Origin of the sequence: Pseudomonas citri (genome assembly GCF_025336485.1) — a bacterium.
Taxonomy (GTDB): Bacteria; Pseudomonadota; Gammaproteobacteria; order Pseudomonadales; family Pseudomonadaceae; genus Aquipseudomonas; species Aquipseudomonas citri.
In genome coordinates, this window is the sequence record NZ_JAODAB010000001.1 from 314,849 (window position 1) to 336,443 (window position 21,595).

At 59.0% G+C, this 21,595-nt stretch carries 20 protein-coding genes; 16 read left to right on the top strand and 4 right to left on the bottom strand.

What is annotated here, in order from left to right:
• The first annotated feature begins 63 nt into the window (after positions 1 to 63).
• A complete protein-coding gene (locus N4Q37_RS01390) occupies positions 64 to 747 on the top strand; it encodes a response regulator transcription factor (protein ID WP_260954667.1) in 684 nt (227 codons plus the stop codon).
• Positions 725 to 2,110, top strand: coding sequence for a sensor histidine kinase (locus N4Q37_RS01395; RefSeq protein WP_260954668.1), 1,386 nt, complete (start codon positions 725 to 727; stop codon positions 2,108 to 2,110). Before N4Q37_RS01390 ends, N4Q37_RS01395 begins: the two co-directional genes overlap by 23 nt.
• Positions 2,111 to 2,236: 126 nt before the next feature.
• Here the strand turns inward: N4Q37_RS01395 and N4Q37_RS01400 are convergent, their stop codons facing one another.
• Positions 2,237 to 2,482 carry a DUF1652 domain-containing protein gene (locus N4Q37_RS01400; protein WP_260954669.1) on the bottom strand — a complete coding sequence of 82 codons (246 nt, stop codon included), beginning with the start codon at positions 2,480 to 2,482 and terminating at the stop codon, positions 2,237 to 2,239.
• Positions 2,483 to 2,679: 197 nt separating this feature from the next.
• Complete coding sequence (locus N4Q37_RS01405; protein WP_260954671.1) at positions 2,680 to 4,164, bottom strand: helix-turn-helix transcriptional regulator; 1,485 nt, start codon at positions 4,162 to 4,164, stop codon at positions 2,680 to 2,682.
• An 800-nt stretch (positions 4,165 to 4,964) separates the two neighbouring features.
• Between N4Q37_RS01405 and alaE the strand changes: the two genes are divergently transcribed.
• The 4 genes from alaE to N4Q37_RS01425 all read left to right on the top strand — a co-directional run bounded on the left by alaE (position 4,965) and on the right by N4Q37_RS01425 (position 8,903).
• Complete coding sequence (gene alaE, locus N4Q37_RS01410; protein WP_260954673.1) at positions 4,965 to 5,426, top strand: L-alanine exporter AlaE; 462 nt, start codon at positions 4,965 to 4,967, stop codon at positions 5,424 to 5,426.
• Positions 5,427 to 5,435: 9 nt separating this feature from the next.
• Positions 5,436 to 6,437, top strand: a complete 1,002-nt coding sequence (locus tag N4Q37_RS01415) for a hypothetical protein (protein WP_260954674.1) — start codon at positions 5,436 to 5,438, stop codon at positions 6,435 to 6,437.
• A gap of 8 nt (positions 6,438 to 6,445) precedes the next feature.
• Positions 6,446 to 7,591 (top strand): cysteine desulfurase family protein, encoded by a 1,146-nt coding sequence (locus N4Q37_RS01420; RefSeq protein ID WP_260954676.1) that lies wholly within the window; start codon positions 6,446 to 6,448, stop codon positions 7,589 to 7,591.
• A gap of 256 nt (positions 7,592 to 7,847) precedes the next feature.
• A complete protein-coding gene (locus N4Q37_RS01425; protein WP_260954678.1) occupies positions 7,848 to 8,903 on the top strand; it encodes an RHS repeat-associated core domain-containing protein in 1,056 nt (351 codons plus the stop codon).
• Between the two features lie 326 nt (positions 8,904 to 9,229).
• Here the strand turns inward: N4Q37_RS01425 and N4Q37_RS01430 are convergent, their stop codons facing one another.
• On the bottom strand, positions 9,230 to 9,595 hold the full coding sequence (locus N4Q37_RS01430; RefSeq protein WP_260954679.1) for a DUF6124 family protein: 366 nt from the start codon (positions 9,593 to 9,595) through the stop codon (positions 9,230 to 9,232).
• A gap of 710 nt (positions 9,596 to 10,305) precedes the next feature.
• On the opposite strand from N4Q37_RS01430, the gene N4Q37_RS01435 reads away from it, so the two are divergent.
• From N4Q37_RS01435 to N4Q37_RS01465, 7 genes are all read left to right on the top strand, one after another.
• Positions 10,306 to 11,607, top strand: coding sequence for an OprD family porin (locus N4Q37_RS01435; protein ID WP_390897878.1), 1,302 nt, complete (start codon positions 10,306 to 10,308; stop codon positions 11,605 to 11,607).
• Positions 11,608 to 11,628: 21 nt separating this feature from the next.
• Positions 11,629 to 12,447 carry an NAD-dependent epimerase/dehydratase family protein gene (locus N4Q37_RS01440; protein WP_260954680.1) on the top strand — a complete coding sequence of 273 codons (819 nt, stop codon included), beginning with the start codon at positions 11,629 to 11,631 and terminating at the stop codon, positions 12,445 to 12,447.
• 44 nt (positions 12,448 to 12,491) lie between these two features.
• Positions 12,492 to 13,397, top strand: coding sequence for an SMP-30/gluconolactonase/LRE family protein (locus N4Q37_RS01445; RefSeq protein ID WP_260954681.1), 906 nt, complete (start codon positions 12,492 to 12,494; stop codon positions 13,395 to 13,397).
• A gap of 57 nt (positions 13,398 to 13,454) precedes the next feature.
• Positions 13,455 to 14,423 (top strand): TRAP transporter substrate-binding protein, encoded by a 969-nt coding sequence (locus N4Q37_RS01450; protein ID WP_260954682.1) that lies wholly within the window; start codon positions 13,455 to 13,457, stop codon positions 14,421 to 14,423.
• Between the two features lie 76 nt (positions 14,424 to 14,499).
• On the top strand, positions 14,500 to 15,027 hold the full coding sequence (locus N4Q37_RS01455) for a TRAP transporter small permease (RefSeq protein WP_260954683.1): 528 nt from the start codon (positions 14,500 to 14,502) through the stop codon (positions 15,025 to 15,027).
• Positions 15,027 to 16,307, top strand: a complete 1,281-nt coding sequence (locus N4Q37_RS01460) for a TRAP transporter large permease (protein ID WP_260954684.1) — start codon at positions 15,027 to 15,029, stop codon at positions 16,305 to 16,307. The genes N4Q37_RS01455 and N4Q37_RS01460 overlap by 1 nt, the downstream gene beginning before the upstream one ends.
• A gap of 122 nt (positions 16,308 to 16,429) precedes the next feature.
• The gene (locus N4Q37_RS01465) at positions 16,430 to 17,293 is read left to right on the top strand and encodes an MBL fold metallo-hydrolase (RefSeq protein WP_260954685.1); all 864 of its coding nucleotides are present in this window, start codon (positions 16,430 to 16,432) and stop codon (positions 17,291 to 17,293) included.
• Between the two features lie 50 nt (positions 17,294 to 17,343).
• On the opposite strand, the gene bkdR is transcribed toward N4Q37_RS01465, so the two are convergent.
• A complete protein-coding gene (gene bkdR, locus N4Q37_RS01470; RefSeq protein WP_260954687.1) occupies positions 17,344 to 17,832 on the bottom strand; it encodes a Bkd operon transcriptional regulator BkdR in 489 nt (162 codons plus the stop codon).
• 191 nt (positions 17,833 to 18,023) lie between these two features.
• On the opposite strand from bkdR, the gene N4Q37_RS01475 reads away from it, so the two are divergent.
• From N4Q37_RS01475 to N4Q37_RS01485, 3 genes are read left to right on the top strand one after another with little or no spacing between them, the layout of a single operon-like run.
• Positions 18,024 to 19,259 (top strand): 3-methyl-2-oxobutanoate dehydrogenase (2-methylpropanoyl-transferring) subunit alpha, encoded by a 1,236-nt coding sequence (locus tag N4Q37_RS01475; protein WP_260954688.1) that lies wholly within the window; start codon positions 18,024 to 18,026, stop codon positions 19,257 to 19,259.
• A 1-nt stretch (position 19,260) separates the two neighbouring features.
• Positions 19,261 to 20,319, top strand: coding sequence for an alpha-ketoacid dehydrogenase subunit beta (locus tag N4Q37_RS01480; RefSeq protein WP_260954689.1), 1,059 nt, complete (start codon positions 19,261 to 19,263; stop codon positions 20,317 to 20,319).
• Positions 20,320 to 21,582, top strand: a complete 1,263-nt coding sequence (locus N4Q37_RS01485; protein WP_260954690.1) for a dihydrolipoamide acetyltransferase family protein — start codon at positions 20,320 to 20,322, stop codon at positions 21,580 to 21,582.
• Positions 21,583 to 21,595: the final 13 nt, after the last annotated feature.

Genomic DNA, 21,595 nt, shown 5'->3' on the forward strand with positions numbered 1-21,595 from the left:
CCGACAGGTATTGTTTGGCAGAATGCTGCGCAATTGCTCCGATTTCCCAACAGGGTACCGCCCATGAACCGCATCCTGACCATCGAAGACGACGCTGTAACCGCCCGTGAAATCGTCGCCGAGCTGACCCGCAACGGCCTGAACGTCGATTGGGTCGACAATGGCCGCGAAGGCCTGGAACGGGCGGTGAGCGGCGACTACGACCTGATCACCCTCGACCGGATGCTGCCCGAACTCGACGGCCTGGTGATCGTCACCACCCTGCGCACCATGGGCGTGGCCACGCCGATCCTGATGATCAGCGCCCTCTCCGACGTGGACGAGCGCGTGCGCGGCCTGCGCGCGGGGGGTGATGACTACCTGACCAAGCCGTTCGCCACCGATGAGATGGCCGCCCGGGTCGAGGTCCTGCTGCGCCGCAACAACGGCGCCCGCGAGCCGGAAACCGTACTGCGGGTGGCCGACCTGGAGTTGAACCTGATCAGCCGCGAAGCCAGCCGCAACGGACAATTGCTCAGCCTGCTGCCGACCGAGTACAAGTTGCTGGAATTCTTGATGCGCAACAGTGGGCAAATCCTCTCGCGCATGATGATTTTCGAAGAAGTCTGGGGTTACCACTTCGACCCGGGCACCAACCTGATCGACGTCCACATCGGCCGCCTGCGCAAGAAAATCGACCCGCCGGGCCTGGAACCGCTGATTCGCACGGTACGGGGCTCCGGCTATGTCATTGCTGAACCCCGCTAAGGGCTGGCGCTCCTCCAGCAGCCGCCTGCTGGCGCTGTACAGTTCGCTGTTCGTGATCTGGAGCGCGATTTTGATGGGGGTGATGTACTACGAGGTGTTCGGCTACCTCGACAGCCTGGCCAAGCACTCCCTGATGCAGCGCCAGCACTTGTTCGCCCGCATTCATGGCGATCAGTTGGAAGACGCCCTCATGGCCAGCCTGACGCTGGACGACCGGGGTGTCGATGCCTACGGCCTGTTCGATCCGCAACTGCATCACCTGAGCGGACCGATCCAGCGCATCCCTGCCGACCTGCCGCTGGATGGCAAGATCCACATGCTCGGCGATTGCGTCGACTCCGACGATCCCGGCGTGCCTTCCGACAGCTGCGATGCAGTGGCAACCCGGACCCAGGACGGCCGCTGGCTGGTCCTGGCCCGGGACAATGGCTCGCTGTTCGCCGTGACGCGCATCATCCTGCACGCATTGTTCTGGGGCGTGTCGTTGACCATTTTGCCAGGCATCGCCGGCTGGCACCTGCTACGCCGCCGACCGCTGCAACGGATCCGCAAACTGCAGGCCAGCGCCGAAGCCATCGTGGCCGGCGACCTGACCCATCGCCTGCCGTTGTCGAGCCGGCGCGATGAGCTGGACATGCTGGCGGCCATCGTCAACGCCATGCTCGAGCGCATCGAACGCTTGATGAATGAGGTCAAGGGCGTATGCGACAACATCGCCCATGACCTGCGCACCCCCCTGACCCGCCTGCGGGCGCAGCTTTATCGCATTCAACAGCAAGCGCCGGACGGCTCACCCGAGGCCTTGCAGATGGACCAGGTGCTCGCCGAGACCGACACCCTGATGGCACGGTTTCGCGGCTTATTGCGCATTTCCGAACTGGAAGACCAGCAACGGCGTTCAGGCTTTGTACGCCTCGATCCGTTGCAGTTATTGCAGGAGCTTCACGATTTTTACTTGCCCCTGGCCGAAGAAGGTGAACTGACGTTCACCCTGGAAGTGCCCGACACTCTGCCCCTGCTCAACGGTGACCGGGCGTTGCTGTTCGAAGCGGTGTCGAATCTGTTGAGCAACTCCATCAAATTCACCCCGCCGGGCGGTACGGTGATCCTGCGTGGCGTCGACCAGGGCGACAGCACCCGCATCGAAGTGCTCGACTCCGGCCCCGGCATTCCGGAAGCCGAGCGCAAGGCCGTGTTCCGCCGCTTCTACCGCGCCGAAGGCAGTAGCCAGCACGGCGGATTCGGCCTGGGCCTGTCGATCGTCGCGGCGATCGTCAATCTGCATGGATTCACGTTGGAAGTGGGCCGCAGCGAACAAGGCGGTGCGCGGTTGGTGCTCGATTGCCGGGCGACGTTGCTATAGGCACTCACTCATCCACTGTGGGAGCAAGGCTTGCCCGCGATAGCGGTGGACCTGCTTGCACCGATGTCGGCTGAGCCGCCGCTTTTTTGGGCTTGCTTCGCCCAAGGCGTCGGACCGGCCGATCACTCAGGACTCACCCCGATGCAACGGCGTGTTATGCAGTTCAAATCGCAGTTCCTCGATCAACTTGGCGATGCTGTCTTCCGACCGGACACTGTCAACACTCATGCCGCTCACCACCAGGTCCACCTCGCCGCTGTCGCGGCGATAGAGACGTACCGTGAGGGTGCCGTCGCCGTTGAGGCTGCATTCGCAGGCCAGCGGTGTGAAGCTTTCTTCGAGGCGGGCACGCAAAGGGGCCAACTGAGTCATGCCTTGCACCTCGGCATGGACGTGACACGTCGACGGAGACCTGGGTTGGGTTGACTGCACATTGGGGCCTGTTCCTTGACTGTTTCATGGCGGACGCGACATTGCGCACAACGCCGCACCCCTCACAGCCTAAGGAACCGAGCGCGTGCACAAAACCCATATTTGCACCAATGCACCCGGTACATTTGCACTGGCTATCATCGTGCCTTTACGCGCCATTCATTGACGAACAACCCTCGCTCCCGGGCCCAGACAATCGCTTCGCTGCGACTGTGCACGTCCAGCTTCGAATACAGCGTCGCCACATGATTACGCACGGTATTGGGCGCCAGTTTCAGCCGCGCGGCGATCTCCTTGTCCGCCAGGCCCTCGCAAATCAGCCCCAGGACATCACGCTCCCGGGCCGTCAGTTCGGTGAAGGTTGCGCTGGGCACTTGGGCATTGATGCTTTTCACGTTAGCCAGTTTTTCAATCAGAGTGCGGCTGAACCAGGAGGCGTCTTTCATGACTTCCTCGATGGCCGCCACCAGCTCCAGCTCCGAGCGCTTGCGTTCGGTGATATTCATCAGCACCAGCAGATAGCAGAGCTTGTCCTGGATGAGCACCGTGTCGGCGGCGACCTCACAGTCGATGAGTTCGCCCCCCTTCTTATGCACCTTGACGTCGATACTTGAAACAGCGGCGGCCTTTTCCAACCGGGAAAACAGCGCGACGCTGGCGTCCTTGTCGAGAAAGCCGATTTCCTCCACGGTCCGGCCCAACAACTCTTCGCTGGCGTAACCGGTGGTCTGGAGAAAGGCTTCGTTGATTTCCAGCAACTGTTGTTCAGCGCTGCACACCAGGGTCGGTACGGGCGACAAACGGAACGACTTGGCAAAGCGCTCCTCACTCTGGCGCAACGCCGTTTCGGCCTTGCGTCGAGGCTCCATGTCCATGAAGGAAAACAGCATGCAGTCTTCATCGTGCAGGTCCAGCGGCTGGCCGGCGACAATCACTTGCTTGCAAGTGCCATCGGGTAATCTCAACTCGGCCTGCATTTGCGGAATGGTCGCCCCCTGCCCCAGGCGCTCGATGGCCAGGTCGCGCTTCTCGGCGGCCTCGAGCACGTCCAGCTCGTACACCGAACGCCCAATGACCTGTTCACGGCTGAAGCCGGTCATTTCCAGGAAACCCTGGTTGACCTTGATATAGCGCAGGTCACTGAGGCGGCAGATCACCGCCGGCGCGGGGTTGGCGGCAAAGGTCTTTTCAAAACGCTGCTCGGCGCTGGCCCACTCGGTGGCATCGCTGAGGATCAGCACCAGGTATTCCGGCTCGCCCTGGCGGTCGGTGAGCACCATGCTGCGGATCCGGTGGACCCAGGTGCGATCAGGGTCCGCCTGGGGCGTCACTTCCACCAGCACATCGCTGAACTCATCACCACGGGCCACCCGGGCAATGGGGTAGTTATCTTCGCTCAGTGGGTGGTTGTTGCGATAACGCAGCTTGAAACGCCGGGCGTACGCTTGGGCATTGACGCCCAGCTCAGCGAGGTCCTTGACGCCATGCATAGCCAACGCCGCTTCGTTGGCCCAGGCAATGGTCTGGTCGACCTCGATCAGCATCACCCCGTCGGACAGTCCGGCAATGATCTGCAGCAATTGGCGACGATTGGTGTCGGTGGTCGGGACTTGTTGATTCATCGGCTCTCCCTGTGGTCAGCGGCACATGGAGGTTACGACTCTCTGTGGTGATGACACGTTCCCTGTAGGCGTTGCCGAGTGCAGCGAGGCGGCTGGCAATTGCGCGTCGCCCAACTCTTGTCTCACATAGCAACTGATTCCAAGCGAAACTCCGGGTGAAAAATTGCGAATCACAGGTATTGAAAGGCAATTTGCGCAATAAAATAGAAGCCATCCCGAGATTATTGGTGATCTTTACGAATTTTATTAAATATCAACACCTGAACTATAAGAGATCATTCGAACAATTCTGCTTTCGCGCACCACACACCGCTAAACACAGGGGGTAGACGACGCTGTATTTCATGGATTAGAGTAGTGCCAAAGTAGAGCATCGCTGCCATGGAGGCATTTATGTTAATACATTCAAACCCTCACCAAACCGCACGCTGCGACAATCATTTACTTAGCTGCCAAAAACCATTGAATACGATCCGCAGCTAAAACAACATTCTGCGATCGCCTACCTGATATTCGATCACCAATATAGCACTTGAAGCGTTACGACCAATGGATGGGTCATCAATATGCTTATTATCGCTCCAAAAAACTACTTTTATCGCGATCTTACCCCCCTATTGAAACCTCAACAAAAGCGCCCCTTTCAATGAATCGACGGGACTCCTGCTTTTAGAGGCTATTCCTATCTCCGAATCAACCAATCAACCCCATACGTCTTACGACCCCAGGTTGCGCAGCATGGCAGTCACACAGCCCCTTGCTGGCGACTATATCCCATCAAGACAAGCCACAGGTCAACCATGCTATCTACAGACAACGAACTATCTATAGAAAAAAGTAGCCAGCCTCTAAAGAACTTCTGGGCAGACACCTTCGCACTGAATACATTTTGCTACTTGATTTCCTTGCCTATCGAACTTGGCTTTGCACAGATGACACTCAGCACACATCTAAGCGCCCGCCTCGTAGGATTGTTCATCATCACCAGCACTGCCCGCCCCTTCGGCATATGGCGCGATTACATTTTTAGAAAATTCAGGATTTCCGACAGTGACAAAGGCCTGAAACCTTACCTTGTCGATACGCTGGCCTATCTCTCATTTGAACTACCTCTCTACATGATCAATATGAGCATCAGTGGCGCAACGCTAATGCAGGCCATCAGGGCGGCCCTGATATTCTGCATTATTGCGGGCTTTGTGGGCAGGCCCTACGGAATTTACCGAGCGTTCATCAGAAACAAGCTATTCAACCTGAACTGAGAAGACAACATGGACATTGATTCAATAGTTCACACCCTCACATCACAGAATAGTCTAAGGGATAAAATTGTAATCGATTGCGGTCACACACCCATATTTTCATCTCACGACGGCTATTCCTTCGGCATAAAAGGAGAACCCAGCCCGACAGAGTTCCTGACATTCAAGCTAGGCGTCAAATTACATGACGCTTTAAAACGCCATGACAAGCAGGTATCGATCAACCTGTATCTTTCCGACCTGATAGGCATCAAAGGTGGAAACGATGAGCGACGGAAAATCCACCAGGACATCCAACACGATCAAAAGACCGCCTATATCCCCAATGTCTATAAAAACATACTCGCAGAAAGTGGAATACCTTTAGATAACGTAACCATTCACCTGCAATCCAAAGGCAATGATCTCTTCAGGAAAATCATGCGTCGGACGCGATCCGGCCTTGAGCTGCTCAAGTCAACCCATACGAACTACATCGAGGAGACATTCAAAAAAACAAACTCCCTGTTGCTCTCCACCGAAGATCAGAGCATGTTTTCGTTGACCACTCCCTATCTGTTCGACACCGATGAGGAAGACGCTTATTTTGGAGGTTCGTGGTGGAAGAGCAATGAGAGCCAGATCAAGCAAAGCGACCTGGAAAACTGCCCCATGGCCCGCCTTAAAAAGAACCCCGTCATAAATCTCTACGAAACAGGTGGGCGAGTTCTTTGTCCCGCGACTTACGGCGGCTTGCTTTGTCAATATGACAACTCCGTCGACCATATCGCAATTTACGCAAGGGCCGATGACGAGTTCGTTGGAGAGAAGGTCTACCGCGGCGTCATATCAGCCAACTTGCTGATCGATAACTTCTCCAGAAACTGCGCACAGATCATCATTAACAACGAAGAGCTGGTGGAGCACAGCTTCTTTGAAAAAGACACCCTTGGTCGCTCCGACATGGACAGCACCCAGTTCACCAAACAGATACAAGACATGCTGCAGCGCAATAACATGGAACTGATATAAGGACATATATGATTTATCTAGACAGCGCAGCCTCTGCATTACCTTTCGAAGATGCTGTAGTTTTCTCGCCAGCGCTTGGAAACCCTTCAAGCGCTCATCCTGTCGGCCGTCAAGCCAACGCCGTAATGGAAAAAACCAGGGGGTTGCTGAGCTCGATGTTCGGTGGGCGACCAAGCGAGTATCATTTTTGCTCAGGCGCCACCGAAGCGGCCAACCTGATCATTCAAGGAAGATGCCGCTTTCTGAAAATTGCCAATCCGACAAGAAACGAAATAATTGTTAGTGCCATTGAACACCCGGCCATCTTCAATACGGTCGAACACATGCGACAGTCCGGCTTTATCGTCCACATTGCTCCCGTCGATCATCGTGGCATCATAGAAGCCTCCTTTATTTTTGACATGCTCAATGAGAATACCGCGATGGTATTAGTCATGGGCGTTAACAATGAAACGGGGGCGCGCCAACCCATCGACGACATCGCCAAAAAATTAAAAAGCATAAACCCGGAAATCGCTTTTATTTGTGACGGCGTACAAGTACTGACAAAAGTCACCTCCCCTGATTTAACCTATATCGATGCCCTTATTGGCTCTGGCCATAAACTGGGGGCAGCAAAGGGGATCGGCTTTTTTTACCTGAATCGGCGCTTCAGACTATCTCCCTTGCTGTTCGGAGGCGAACAGGAGGCCGGCGTCAGGCCTGGCACAGAAAATCTCTACGGGGTGGAATCTTTATATAGAGCTCTTGAACATCATCAGGAAAACGCCGAGCGATACCATAAACACGTTCGCGCCTTGAACCTGCTGCTTCAAAAGACCCTCGAAGAGTCAAACATCCCGTTCTCGATCAATACCCATGACGGTGAGACTTCGGGCTATATACTCTCAATCTGTTTTCACGGCATCGATGCCAGCAGAACGATCAAGTTTCTCTCGCAAAGGGGAATTTGTGTCTCGAAAGGCTCAGCTTGTAGCAGTGTGTCTTCTACGCCTTCTCGGGTTTTAAGCGCTATGAAGCTTAGCCCTGCTCAGATGAGCTCTACTTTGCGTGTCTCTTTCAGTCCGCTAAACGTTGAGGATGACGTTCTCACCTTCTGTGCCGTCATGAAAGAACTGCAATCATATGACGTCGAAACCTCGACTCTGGAATAACAAAACCAGATGTAAGCCACATCACTGATAGAAGCAGTACGACGAATAGGCGTTCGTCGTACTGCGAAGTCGGCGTACTGCTGTGGGTTTTCTGCTGGTGATGTTAAATGTGCCACCACCCTCGCGAGCGCGCTTTGCTCCCACCCAGGTATCGACCGCCCGAAGCCTCCCCCAGAACTAACAGTTCTGCTAGTAGACACCCCCCGAAAAATGCCCGAGCCTGAAACAGCCCTGTTCGCCCGGGAGAACCACGCCGATGTCATCATTAAAGGTGCTGTGCCGCTACCAATATGACCCTCTGGATCGCCTCACTGGCTTGAAGCCGCTGGAGCGCGCGGGCACACAACGGTTCTACCAAGAAAACCATTGGGTGAATGAAATAGAAGGTCAGGCACAGCTGACCATCCTGAGAAATGAAGCCCAGCCGCTGGCACAACGACGCGAAGTGGATGACGTCATGGACACAGCTCTGCTGGCAACGGATCAACAACATTCCGTCCTGCAAACCCTGAGCCTCATAGGTCCCCAACACCTGGCTTACACCGCATACGGTCACCGCCCTGTCGAAAGTGGCCTGGGCAGCTTGCTTGGCTTTAACGGCGAACGCCCCGACTCGATAACCGGGCACTATTTACTGGGACAGGGTAATCGGGCTTTCAATCCGGTGTTGATGCGGTTCAACAGCCCGGATGAGTTGAGTCCTTTTGGGGATGGGGGGATTAATGCGTATGCGTATTGTGGGGGGGATCCGGTTAATCGGTATGATCCGAGTGGGAATGTTACATTTTTCCGACCATGGACTCGCCAAAGATACTTCCGGCCACGGGGGACGAATCCAAACGCCTCAGGCACGTTGAACTCTTCATCCGGAACTACTTCTCCTCGTGTGTCGCCTCCTGTGTCCCGGATCTCCGAGATCGAGACCAGCTCAACCTTCGCTACTCCGGCAGTTGTTCCTGAACAAAGTGACAAGACCTTTGTACTACCTTGGGAGAAACCGGCCTATGGCCTCAAGCGGCCAGGTAGTGACTTAACAAGACAAGGTCGTTGGAAGAGAGGCCGTGCTGAGAGCGCACGGAAATTCGACGAGTTCGTGCAACAGAACGGACAGGTTCAGATATCGGACAATTCCCAATGGCTGGAAAAGTACCTGCAAGCTCAAGCAGATTTAACCGCGCTGCTGAAAAATAAGACATCGGCGACCACGGCCGAGAAAAAAGCAGCACGCGCAGTAGTAAAAGACGCTCGCCATGCACTCAAGGAGAGGCTTCTCGAAACAATGAGAGCAGCCCAGACAATTCGCACCGATTAGTGCAACGTAGCCCGATACAGAACGATCCTACATCGGAATAAACATCCCTCCTCCTCCCTTCAAGCCCTGCCATACAAGCAAGGCTTGCCCGCGATAAAGGTAGGTCAGCTGGTGTGATGAAGGTGCTGCCGTCATCGCGAGCAATCTCCCACATTTTGTATACGCCAAGCTCTTGTGGCGAGGGAGCTTGCTCCCGCTGGACTGCGCAGCAGGCCCAAGCCAGCTAATGCCGTTTTCCAGACAGAGCGCATCAGCCGATTTTACGACTGCTGCGCCCGAACGCGGACCGGCCGAGCGGGAGCAAGCTCCCTCGCCACAGGGATGCGCTATGTCGGCTGGCGGGGTTCGATGTTGTCCAATGCGCGGTTCGCCAACAATGTGCCCAGTTCGATCAACTGTTGAATGCCCAGGACAACATGCCGCCGCGAGCCTTCCAGGTCAAAGGCCAGGTCGCCGACCATGGCGTTGGCCGAGGCCAGGGTTTCGCTGAGGTTGGCGAGCAGGCTTTCGGTGTCGATGCCCTTGATGACGGTGAAGAGTTGGTCGGCCGCCTCTGCTTCGGATTTGTTCGGTTTGGGGTTCAGGTAATGGTCGAGGACGCGCTCGGCGGTTTCGTCGAGTTTTTGGGGCTTGGTTTTTGTGCGCGGGGAAGTCGGATCGGTATCCGGTGGGTTGGGGGTTACTTTGAACATAGATGAATCTCCAGATTAAGAAATTGGAGCCATCATCCTCGCTACCAAACGAAGGTGGTGGCCATACGAAGGTTGGTAGACCGGTCATCTGGAAACCCGGCGCGTCCGAGGACGCCCTGCGCATGGCCACCATAAAACAGAGGATGTAGGGATCCCCTGCATGAGGCGGCACTCGCACCAGAAAACCGGGCTACCAAACCCGATCGCTGATTCCTCAGCGACCCGGAAACGATAGAACCCGGCCCCACGGCGCACAAGCCGGCGGATTCTGGCGTAGTTGTAGGCAACGGCGCAAGGCAACGTAGCCCGATACAGAACGATCCTACATTTGGATAAACAAAGACCTGTTTGGACTGGAAACCTGGGTTAACAACACACCTGCGTGGCGGGGGGATTTATTCCCTCGCCACAAGAGCATGCTTTTTTGACCGTTCAATCGCGAGCATTCGACTAATGTCTTAGACCGGTCATCGCATAACCAACAGCATCCCCCGCGCTTCGAAGGTCAACGATTCTGCCCGGTGCCCCAGCCTGTCTTCTTCACCACGATCGCTGGCAACCCCTGATATGCCTCATTTACAAGCCTCTTGGAGTTGGACATTTCCGGTAATGGCCAGTTGACAACGAGGAACGGCTTCCAAATAATCCAAGCCATGTTGTACGACGACGTATAACAAATAAAAACAACAAAAAAAGTAGGGAGCGTCATAGTGAGCACACGCGTTCGTTTTTCGCCGGTCCACCGTCCAACCCGCCGTACCCTTCTCAATTCCAGTCCCGCTTTGCTCTTGCTCGGTTGCAGTGGCCTGGCAGCGTTTCTCCCAACCACCGCCAGCGCCGAGGGTTTTGTCGATGACGCCAAGGCCACGCTGAACCTGCGCAACGCCTATTTCAACCGTAACTTCGTCAACTCCAACGCGACCCAGGGCAAGGCCGAAGAGTGGACGCAAAGTTTCATCCTCGACGCCAAGTCCGGTTTCACCCAGGGCGTGGTCGGTTTCGGCGTGGACGTGCTGGGCCTGTACTCGGTCAAGCTCGACGGCGGCAAGGGCACCGCCGGCACGCAATTGCTGCCGGTGCATGACGACGGTCGCCCCGCCGATGACTTCGGCCGCCTGGGCGTCGCGCTGAAGGCCAAGGTGTCGAAGACTGAACTGAAGGTTGGCGAGTGGATGCCGGTGCTGCCGATCCTGCGCTCCGACGATGGCCGTTCCCTGCCGCAAACTTTTCGCGGCGGCCAGGTCACGTCCACCGAAATCAACGGCCTGAGCCTCTACGGCGGCCAGTTCCGCGGCAACAGCCCACGTAATGACGCAAGCATGGAAGACATGTCGATGAACGGCCGCGGCGCCTTCACGTCCGACCGCTTCAACTTCGGCGGCGGCGAATATGCGTTCAATGACAAGCGCACCCAGGTCGGCGTGTGGTACGCGGAACTGTCCGACATCTACCAACAGCAGTATTTCAACCTGACCCACAGCCAGCCCATCGGCGACTGGACCCTGGGCGCGAACCTCGGTTACTTCACCGGCAAGGAAGACGGCAGCGCCCTGGCCGGCGACCTGGACAACAAGACCGCCTTCGCCATGCTCTCGGCCAAATACGGCGGCAACACGTTCTACATCGGCCTGCAAAAAGTCAGCGGCGACGATGCCTGGATGCGCGTCAACGGCACCAGCGGCGGCACCCTGGCCAACGACAGCTACAACTCCAGCTACGACAACGCCAAGGAAAAATCCTGGCAGCTGCGCCACGACTTCAACTTTGCCGCCGTCGGCGTGCCGGGCCTGACCCTGATGAACCGCTACATCAGCGGCGACAACGTGCACACCGCCACCGTCGACGATGGCAAGGAATGGGGCCGCGAAACCGAACTGGCCTACACCGTACAGAGCGGCGCGCTGAAGAACCTGAATGTGAAATGGCGCAACTCGACGATGCGGCGGGATTTCAGCACCAACGAATTCGACGAGAACCGTCTCTTCATCAGCTATCCGATCTCGCTGCTTTAAGCACTTGACCCAGGGAATCCCATGACGACGACACTCATTCGCCACCCCCTCAATCGCCTGCTGCTGACCGGCGCCGCCGGCGGCCTGGGCAAAGTCTTGCGTGAACGCCTCAAGCCATTCGCCCGACAGATTCGCCTGTCGGACATCGCCACCATGGCCCCGGCCATCGACGAAAGCGAAGAAGTGGTGCTGTGCGACCTGTCGGACAAGCAAGCGGTACATCAATTGGTCGAAGGCGTCGATGCCATCCTGCACTTCGGCGGCGTCTCGGTGGAGCGCCCGTTCGAGGAGATCCTCGGGGCCAACATCAGCGGCGTCTTTCACATTTATGAAGCCGCCCGCAAGCATGGAGTCAAGCGGGTGATTTTCGCCAGCTCGAACCACGTCATCGGTTTCTACAAACAGGACGAAGCCCTCGACGCCCACTCCCCTCGCCGTCCGGATGGCTACTACGGCTTGTCCAAGTCCTACGGCGAGGACATGGCGAGTTTCTACTTCGATCGCTACGGCATCGAGACGGTGAGCATCCGCATCGGCTCCTCGTTCGCCGAACCGCAGAACCGCCGGATGATGAGCACCTGGCTGAGCTTCGACGACCTGACCCAACTGATCGAATGCTCGCTCTACACGCCGAACGTCGGCCACACCGTGGTCTACGGCGTGTCTGCCAACCGCGACGTGTGGTGGGACAACAGCCAGGCCGCGCACCTGGGTTACCAGCCCAAGGACAGCTCGGAAGTTTTCCGTGCCAAGGTCGAGGCCCAGCCGATGCCGGACGCCGATGACCCGGTGCGGATCTACCAGGGTGGTGCCTTTGTCGCCGCCGGCCCGTTCGACTGAACCGGCGGGCATCTCATGGGAAACGAACGCACAAAGGAACCGCCATGCAAGCCGAATTGATTGTCGACGCGCGCAACGCCGTCGGGGAAAGCCCGGTGTGGGTGCCCGAGGAAAACGCTTTGTACTGGGTCGATATTCCCAGCGGTGGGTTGCAATGCTGGAATGCCGACACCGGCCTGCTCAAAGGCTGGGAAACCCCGGAGATGCTTGCCTGCATCGCTCGCCACCAGGACGGTGGCTGGGTGGCGGGCATGGAGAGTGGTTTCTTCCGCCTGCACCCTCACGACGATGGCAGCCTGGACAGCGAACTGTGCGCAAGCGTCGAACACCGCCGCGCCGACATGCGCCTCAACGATGGTCGCTGCGACCGCCAGGGGCGCCTCTGGGCCGGCAGCATGGTGTTGAACATGGGCGCCAACATCAATGAAGGCCGGTTGTACCGTTATGAGGCCGGGCAGCGCGATCCGGTGGAAGCGCAATTGAGCGGGTTCATCGTACCCAATGGCCTGGGCTTCAGCCCGGACGGACGCACGATGTACCTCTCCGATTCGCACCCACTGGTGCAGCAGATCTGGGCCTTCGACTACGACATCGACAGCGGCACGCCGTCCAACCGGCGGCTGTTCGTCGACATGATGCCGCTGGCCGGTCGCCCGGACGGTGCGGCGGTGGACGCCGAGGGTTGCTATTGGATCTGCGCCAACGACGCCGGCCTGATTCACCGCTTCACCCCGGATGGCCGGTTGGACCGCTCGCTGCCAGTGCCGGTGAAGAAACCGACGATGTGCGCCTTTGGCGGCAGTCGCCTGGACACCCTGTTCGTCACCTCGATCCGCCCCGCCGACGACACCGACCCACATTCCCTGGCCGGCGGTGTATTCGCCCTCGACCCTGGCGTGAAGGGGCTCGCCGAACCTGCCTTTGGAGGCCTGAAACACTGCGCGAACTGATCTGCATGACCGCGTCACTGGATGAGCTCATAAAAACAACAAGACTGGAGATGGACCATGAATTTCAAACGTACGCTTCTGATCGCAGCCCTGCCCCTGGCCTTCCTGGCCCAGGCGGCCCACGCCCTTGACATCAAGATCGCCGACATCCACCCCAAGGGCTACCCGACCGTGATTGCCGAGGAGTCCATGGGTAAAACCCTGGAGAAAGAGACCAACGGCGAGCTGAAGTTCAAGTATTTCCCGGGCGGCGTACTGGGCTCAGAAAAGGAAGTCATCGAGCAGATGCAAGCCGGCGCGATCCAGATGTCCCGGGTCAGCCTGGGCATCGTTGGGCCGGTGGTGCCGGACGTGAACGTCTTCAACATGCCATTCATCTTCCGCGACCAGGCCCACATGCGTGCCGTCATCGACGGTGAGGTCGGCGATGCGATCCTCGACCGCATCACCAACTCCGAATTCGGCCTGGTGGCCCTGGCCTGGATGGATGGCGGCACCCGCAACCTCTACACCAAGAAGCCGGTGCGCAAGCTCGAAGACATGAAGGGCATGAAGATCCGGGTACAAGGCAACCCGATGTTCATCGAAACCATCAATGCCATGGGCGGCAACGGCATCGCCATGGACACCGGGGAAATCTTCAGCGCCTTGCAGACCGGTGTGATCGACGGCGCGGAAAACAACCCGCCAACGCTGCTCGAGCACAACCACTATCAGAACGCCAAGTACTACGCCCTGACCGGTCACCTGATCCTGCCCGAGCCCATCGTGATGTCGAAAATCACCTGGAACAAGCTCACGCCAGAGCAGCAAGACATGGTGAAGAAAGCTGCCAAGGCCGCCCAGGCCGAGGAGCGTGTGCTGTGGGACAAGAAGTCCGCCGCCAGTGAAGAAAAACTCAAGGCCGCCGGCGTCGAGTTCATCACCGTGGACAAAAAACCCTTCTACGACGCTACAGCGCCGATCCGGGCCAAATACGGTGCGCCGTATGCCGACCTGATCCAGCGCATCGAAGCCGTTCAGTAAGTCCCCTCACGCTGTACTCATGACAAGGCTGGGCGTGCCTGCGGTTAAAAGGCGCGCCCAGTCAGGGTGAAACCCGATGAAGAATTTGCTGCTGCGTATCAACGACAAGATCTACATGACCTGCATCTGGGTGGCCGGCCTTTCGGTCCTGGCGGTTGCGCTGATGATTCCCTGGGGCGTGTTCGCCCGCTATGTGCTCGGCTCAGGCTCGAGCTGGCCGGAACCGACGGCGATCCTGCTGATGATCGTGTTCACCTTCATAGGTGCGGCCGCCAGCTACCGCTCCGGCTCCCACATGGCCGTGGACATGGTCACCAGCCGCCTGCCACCAAACTTGAAAACCGCAGCGTCGATTCTCTCCCAGCTATTGATGGCGGCGGTCTGCATTTTCATGACCATCTGGGGCGCCAAGCTGTGCATGACCACCTGGAATCAATTCATGAGCGCCATCCCCACCCTGCGCGTCGGCATTACCTATATGCCGATTCCGGTGGGTGGTTTCCTGACACTGATCTTTGTCGTTGAAAAACTCTTGCTGGGCGATCAAAGCCAGCGTCGGGTCGTGCAGTTCGATCTGGTTGAAGAAAATGAAGGTGCCGCTTAATGGACGCTCTGATACTGCTGGGCAGTTTTCTGTTGTTGATCCTGATCGGCATGCCGGTCGCCTACGCCCTGGGCGCTGCCGCCCTGATCGGGGCGTGGTGGATCGACATTCCGTTCCAGGCCATGATGATCCAGGTGGCGGGTGGGGTGAACAAATTCTCCCTGCTGGCCATTCCGTTCTTCGTGCTGGCCGGGGCGATCATGGCCGAGGGCGGTATGTCCCGCCGGTTGGTGGCCTTCGCCAGCGTGCTGGTGGGTTTCGTTCGCGGTGGCCTGTCCCTGGTCAACCTCGTGGCCTCGAGTTTTTTTGGCGCGATTTCCGGTTCCTCGGTTGCCGACACCGCCTCGGTCGGCTCGGTGCTGATCCCGGAAATGGAGCGACGGGGTTATCCGCGTGAGTTCGCCACCGCCGTCACCGTCAGTGGTTCGGTGCAAGCATTGCTGACGCCGCCCAGCCATAACGCGGTGTTGTACTCGCTCGCGGCCGGCGGCACCGTATCGATCGGCTCGCTGTTCATGGCCGGCATTGTCCCGGGCATCATGATGAACCTCTGCCTGATGGCGCTGTGCCTGGTTTTCGCGAAGAAGCGTAATTACCCCAAGGGCGAAGTGATTCCGCTCAAGCAAGCGTTGAAAATCTGCAAGGAAGCCATGTGGGGCATGATGACTTTGTTCATCATTCTCGGCGGCATTCTCTCCGGTGTCTTCACCGCCACCGAATCCGCCGCCATTGCCGTGGTGTGGGCGTTCTTCGTGACCATGTGCATCTACCGCGACTACAAGTGGAGCGAGTTGCCGAAACTGATGCACCGCACGGTGCGCACCATCTCCATCGTGATGATCCTGATCGGCTTCGCCGCCAGCTTCGGCTACATCATGACGCTGATGGAAATCCCGGCGAAGATCACTACCGCGTTCCTGACCCTGTCGGACAACCGCTACGTGATCCTGATGTGCATCAACGTGATGCTGCTGATCCTTGGCACCGTGATGGACATGGCACCGTTGATCCTGATCCTTACGCCGATCCTGATGCCGGTGATCATGGGCATCGGCGTGGACCCGGTGCAGTTCGGCATGATCATGCTGGTGAACCTGGGCATCGGGCTGATCACACCGCCAGTGGGTGCGGTGCTGTTCGTCGGCTCGGCGATTGGCAAGGTCAGCATCGAGCACACCGTCAAGGCCTTGCTGCCGTTCTACGCCATGCTGTTCGTGGTACTGATGATCGTGACTTACATCCCGGCCATCTCACTGTGGTTGCCGCATTTGGTGTTGTAAGACACAACGACAGTCCCCTTGTGGCGAGGGGACTCACTGTGCGCAAGGCTTGCCCGCGATGGAGGCACTGCGGGCGTTGTGTTCTAGACTGATCATGGCCCTTCCCGCACAGGTTCGCGACCATGCCCGCGCAGATTCAGAGCTTTCTCGATCCGGTTTCCAAGACCTACACCTACGTGGTCCATGAATACGATGGCGGGCAATGCGCGGTGGTCGACCCGGTGCTGGACTACGACTCGGCCTCGGGACGCAGCGGCACCGAACAGGCCGACCGGGTCATCGCTTTTGTGCGCGAACATCGCCTGACGGTGCAATGGTTGCTGGAAACCCACGCTCACGCCGACCACTTGTCCGCCGCCCCGTATCTGCACCAGTCTCTGGGCGGTCAGATCGCCATCGGCCTAGCCATCGGCCAGGTCCAGGAGGTGATCAAGGCACGGTTCAACCTCGAACCGTCATTTGCAGTGGATGGCTCGCAGTTCGATCATCTGTTCGCACCCGACGAGTCGTTCCGGATCGGCCACCTCAAGGCCACCGCGCTGCACGTGCCCGGCCATACCCCGGCGGACATGGCCTACCTGATCGACGACGATGTGATCCTGGTGGGCGACACGCTGTTCATGCCCGACGTGGGCACGGCCCGTTGCGACTTTCCCGGTGGCGATGCTCATTTGCTCTATGCCTCGATCCGCAAGCTGCTGGCCTTCCCTGCCGGGGTGCGACTTTATGTGTGCCACGACTACCCGCCGCCAGGCCGAGCGCCGCAATGCATGAGCACCGTGGGTGAACAGCGCCAGCACAACATCCACATCCACGACGGCATCGACGAGGCCGCGTTCGTCGCCATGCGTACCCAGCGCGACGAAACCTTGGGCGCGCCGACGCTGTTGCTGCCAGCGATCCAGGTGAACGTGCGGGCCGGCAACCTGCCGCCAGCCGAGGACAATGGCGTGGTCTACCTGAAGATTCCGATCAACCAGTTCTAACAGTTGGGGGCTGCTCCCGCTGAGGCGCGAAGCGGCTCCCCTGTGATTTTTCAGGTGCCCAAGGTCAAGCCATTGGCCGGCAGCGGCAGCGCGGTCTTGTAGCGCACCTGCTTGAGCGCGAAGCTGGAGCGGATGTTCGCCACGCCCGGGACCTTGGTCAGGAAGTCCATCATGAAACGCTCCAGCGCCTGGATGGTCGGCACCAGTACGCGGATCAGGTAGTCCGGGTCACCGGCCATCAGGTAGCACTCCATGACTTCGGGCCGGTCGGCGATCGCCTGCTCGAAGTGCTGCAGCGCCTCCTCCACTTGTTTCTCCAGGCTGACATGGATGAACACATTGACGTGCAGCCCCAACAGATCGGCGTCGAGCAAGGTCACCTGGTCGCGGATCACCCCCAGCTCTTCCATGGCCCGGACCCGATTGAAGCACGGCGTCGGCGACAGATTGACCGAACGGGCCAGGTCGGCATTGGTGATGCGGGCGTTCTCCTGGAGGCTGTTCAGAATCCCGATGTCGGTGCGATCCAACTTGCGCATGAGAAAAATCTTCCTGTTTTTTATCATTGTGAAGATTTTTTATCTGCAAATGATCTGAACAGCAAGCCAACAGAGAAAAATATTCTTCCGCGTCGAGCCTATGATTGTTGTAGGACAATTTCCCTTACCCAGGGAATTTGTCAGCTAGCGCGCCCACTACAAGAAATTCACAAGATCGAGCGTAGAAAGCCATGACCACAGCGTATGAACCGCTACGCCTGCACGTTCCCGAACCCTCGGGTCGTCCCGGCTGCAAGACCGACTTCTCCTACCTGCATCTGAGCGATGCCGGCACGGTGCGCAAACCCTCCATCGACGTTGAACCGTCCGACACCGCCGACCTGGCCCGCAGCCTGATCCGCGTGCTCGACGACCAGGGCAATGCCCATGGTCCGTGGGCCGAAGACGTGCCCCTCGAGATCCTGCGCAAAGGCATGCGCGCGATGCTCAAGACACGGATCTACGACAACCGCATGGTGGTCGCCCAACGCCAGAAAAAAATGTCGTTCTACATGCAGAGCCTCGGCGAAGAAGCCATCGGCAGCGGCCAGGCCCTGGCGCTGAACATCGATGACATGTGCTTCCCCACCTACCGCCAGCAAAGCATCCTGATGGCCCGCGACGTGCCGTTGGTGGGCATGATCTGCCAACTGCTGTCCAACGAGCGCGATCCGCTCAAGGGCCGGCAATTGCCGATCATGTACTCGGTCAAGGACGCCGGCTTCTTCACTATTTCCGGCAACCTCGCCACGCAGTTCATCCAGGGCGTGGGCTGGGGCATGGCCTCGGCGATCAAGGGCGATACCAAGATCGCCTCGGCCTGGATCGGTGACGGCGCCACGGCCGAATCGGACTTCCACACCGCGCTGACTTTTGCCCACGTCTATCGCGCGCCGGTGATCCTCAACGTGGTCAACAACCAATGGGCGATCTCCACCTTCCAGGCCATCGCCGGCGGTGAAGCCACCACCTTCGCCGGACGCGGCGTCGGTTGCGGCATCGCCTCGCTGCGGGTCGATGGCAACGACTTCATGGCCGTCTATGCCGCTTCGCGCTGGGCCGCCGAACGCGCCCGGCGCAACTGTGGCCCGGCGTTGATCGAATGGGTCACCTACCGCGCCGGCCCGCACTCCACCTCCGACGATCCCTCGAAATACCGCCCCGCCGATGACTGGAGCCACTTCCCGTTGGGCGATCCGATTGCCCGCCTCAAACAGCACTTGGTGAAAATCGGCCACTGGTCCGAAGAGGAACACGCCGCTGTCACCGCCGAGCTCGAAGCCGAGGTCATCGCCGCGCAGAAGGAAGCCGAGCAGTACGGCACCCTCGCCGGCGGCCAGATTCCAAGCGCCGCGACCATGTTCGAAGACGTCTACAAAGAGATGCCGGAGCACTTGAAGCGCCAGCGTCAGCAGTTGGGGATCTGACATGAACGATCACAACAACAATATTGCGTTGGACACCGCCATGACCACTACCACCATGACCATGATCCAGGCCCTGCGCTCGGCCATGGACGTGATGCTCGAGCGCGACGATAACGTCGTGGTGTTCGGCCAGGACGTGGGCTATTTCGGCGGCGTATTCCGCTGCACCGAAGGCCTGCAGAGCAAATACGGCACCTCGCGGGTGTTCGACGCGCCGATTTCCGAAAGCGGTATCGTCGGCGTGGCGGTGGGCATGGGCGCCTACGGCTTGCGGCCGGTGGCCGAGATCCAGTTCGCCGACTACGTCTACCCCGCCTCCGACCAGATCATTTCCGAAGCGGCGCGCCTGCGCTATCGCTCGGCCGGCGAATTCACCGCGCCGATGACCCTGCGCATGCCTTGCGGCGGCGGCATCTATGGCGGCCAGACCCACAGCCAGAGCATCGAAGCGATGTTCACCCAGGTCTGCGGCCTGCGCACGGTGATGCCTTCGAACCCTTATGACGCCAAGGGCCTGTTGATCGCCTCCATTGAAAACGATGACCCGGTGATCTTCCTCGAACCCAAGCGCCTGTATAACGGCCCGTTCGACGGTCACCACGACCGCCCGGTAACGCCGTGGTCGAAACACCCGACCGCCCAGGTGCCGGACGGTTATTACACCGTGCCGCTGGACGTCGCCGCCATCACCCGTCCGGGCAAGGACGTGACCGTGTTGACCTACGGCACCACGGTCTATGTGTCCCAGGCCGCCGCCGAGGAAACCGGCATCGACGCCGAAGTCATCGACCTGCGCAGCCTGTGGCCGCTGGACCTGGACACCATCGTCAAGTCGGTGAAGAAGACCGGCCGTTGCGTGATCGTCCACGAAGCCACCCGCACCTGCGGCTTCGGCGCCGAGTTGGTGTCGTTGGTCCAGGAACATTGCTTCCACTCCCTGGAAGCGCCCATCGAGCGCGTCACCGGTTGGGACACCCCCTACCCGCATGCGCAGGAGTGGGCGTATTTCCCAGGGCCGTCCCGTGTGGGCGCGGCGTTGAAACGGGTCATGGAGGTCTGAATGGGCACGCACGTTATCAAGATGCCGGACATCGGCGAAGGCATCGCGGAAGTAGAACTGTCGGTGTGGCACGTCAAGGTCGGCGACCTGGTGGTCGAGGACCAGGTGCTGGCGGACGTCATGACCGACAAAGCCATGGTGGACATTCCCTCGCCAGTGCATGGCCGGGTCATCGCCTTGGGTGGCGAGCCGGGTGAAGTCATGGCGGTGGGCAGCGAACTGATCCGCATCGAAGTCGAAGGCGCAGGCAACCTGAAGGAGTCGGCCGAACCGGCCGCCCCGGTGCAGGCCCCGAAACCCGCACCCGTGGCGACACCGCAACCGGTGGTGGAAAAAGCCGTCGCCGCACCGCGCTGCGCCCCACAAGTACCCGTGGCCCGCGAGGCTGACGAGCGTCCGTTGGCCTCGCCCGCGGTGCGCAAACATGCCCTGGACCTGGGCATCCAGTTGCGCCTGGTCCAAGGCAGCGGCCCCGCTGGACGCGTCTTGCATGAGGACCTGGAGGCCTACCTGGCCCAAGGTCCCTCGAGCCCGGCCCAAGGCGGTTCGGGTTATGCCGAACGCCACGACGAGCAGCAGATCCCGGTGATCGGCATGCGTCGCAAGATCGCCCAGCGCATGCAGGAAGCGACCCAGCGCGCAGCGCATTTCAGCTATGTAGAAGAAATCGACGTCACCGCGCTGGAAGAGCTGCGGGTCCACCTGAATGAAAAACACGGCGCCAGTCGCGGCAAGCTGACCTTGCTGCCGTTCCTGGTCCGCGCCATGGTCGTGGCCCTGCGCGACTTCCCGCAGATGAACGCCCGTTACGACGACGAAGCCCAGGTCATCCACCGCTCAGGCGCCGTGCACGTGGGTGTCGCCACCCAGAGCGACGTCGGCCTGATGGTGCCAGTGGTGCGTCACGCCGAGGCCCGCAGCCTGTGGGACAGCGCCGCGGAGATCGCGCGCCTGGCAACCGCCGCGCGCAATGGCAAGGCCAGCCGCGATGAGCTGTCCGGCTCGACCATTACCCTGACCAGCCTCGGCGCGCTCGGCGGCATCGTCAGCACGCCAGTGCTGAACCTGCCGGAAGTGGCGATTGTCGGGGTGAACAAAATCGTCGAACGGCCAGTGGTGATCAAAGGCCAGATCGTGGTCCGCAAGATGATGAACCTCTCCAGCTCCTTCGATCACCGGGTGGTCGACGGCATGGACGCCGCGCAATTCATCCAGGCCCTGCGTGGCCTGCTCGAACAACCCGCCACCTTGTTTGTGGACTGATCATTAATGGAGC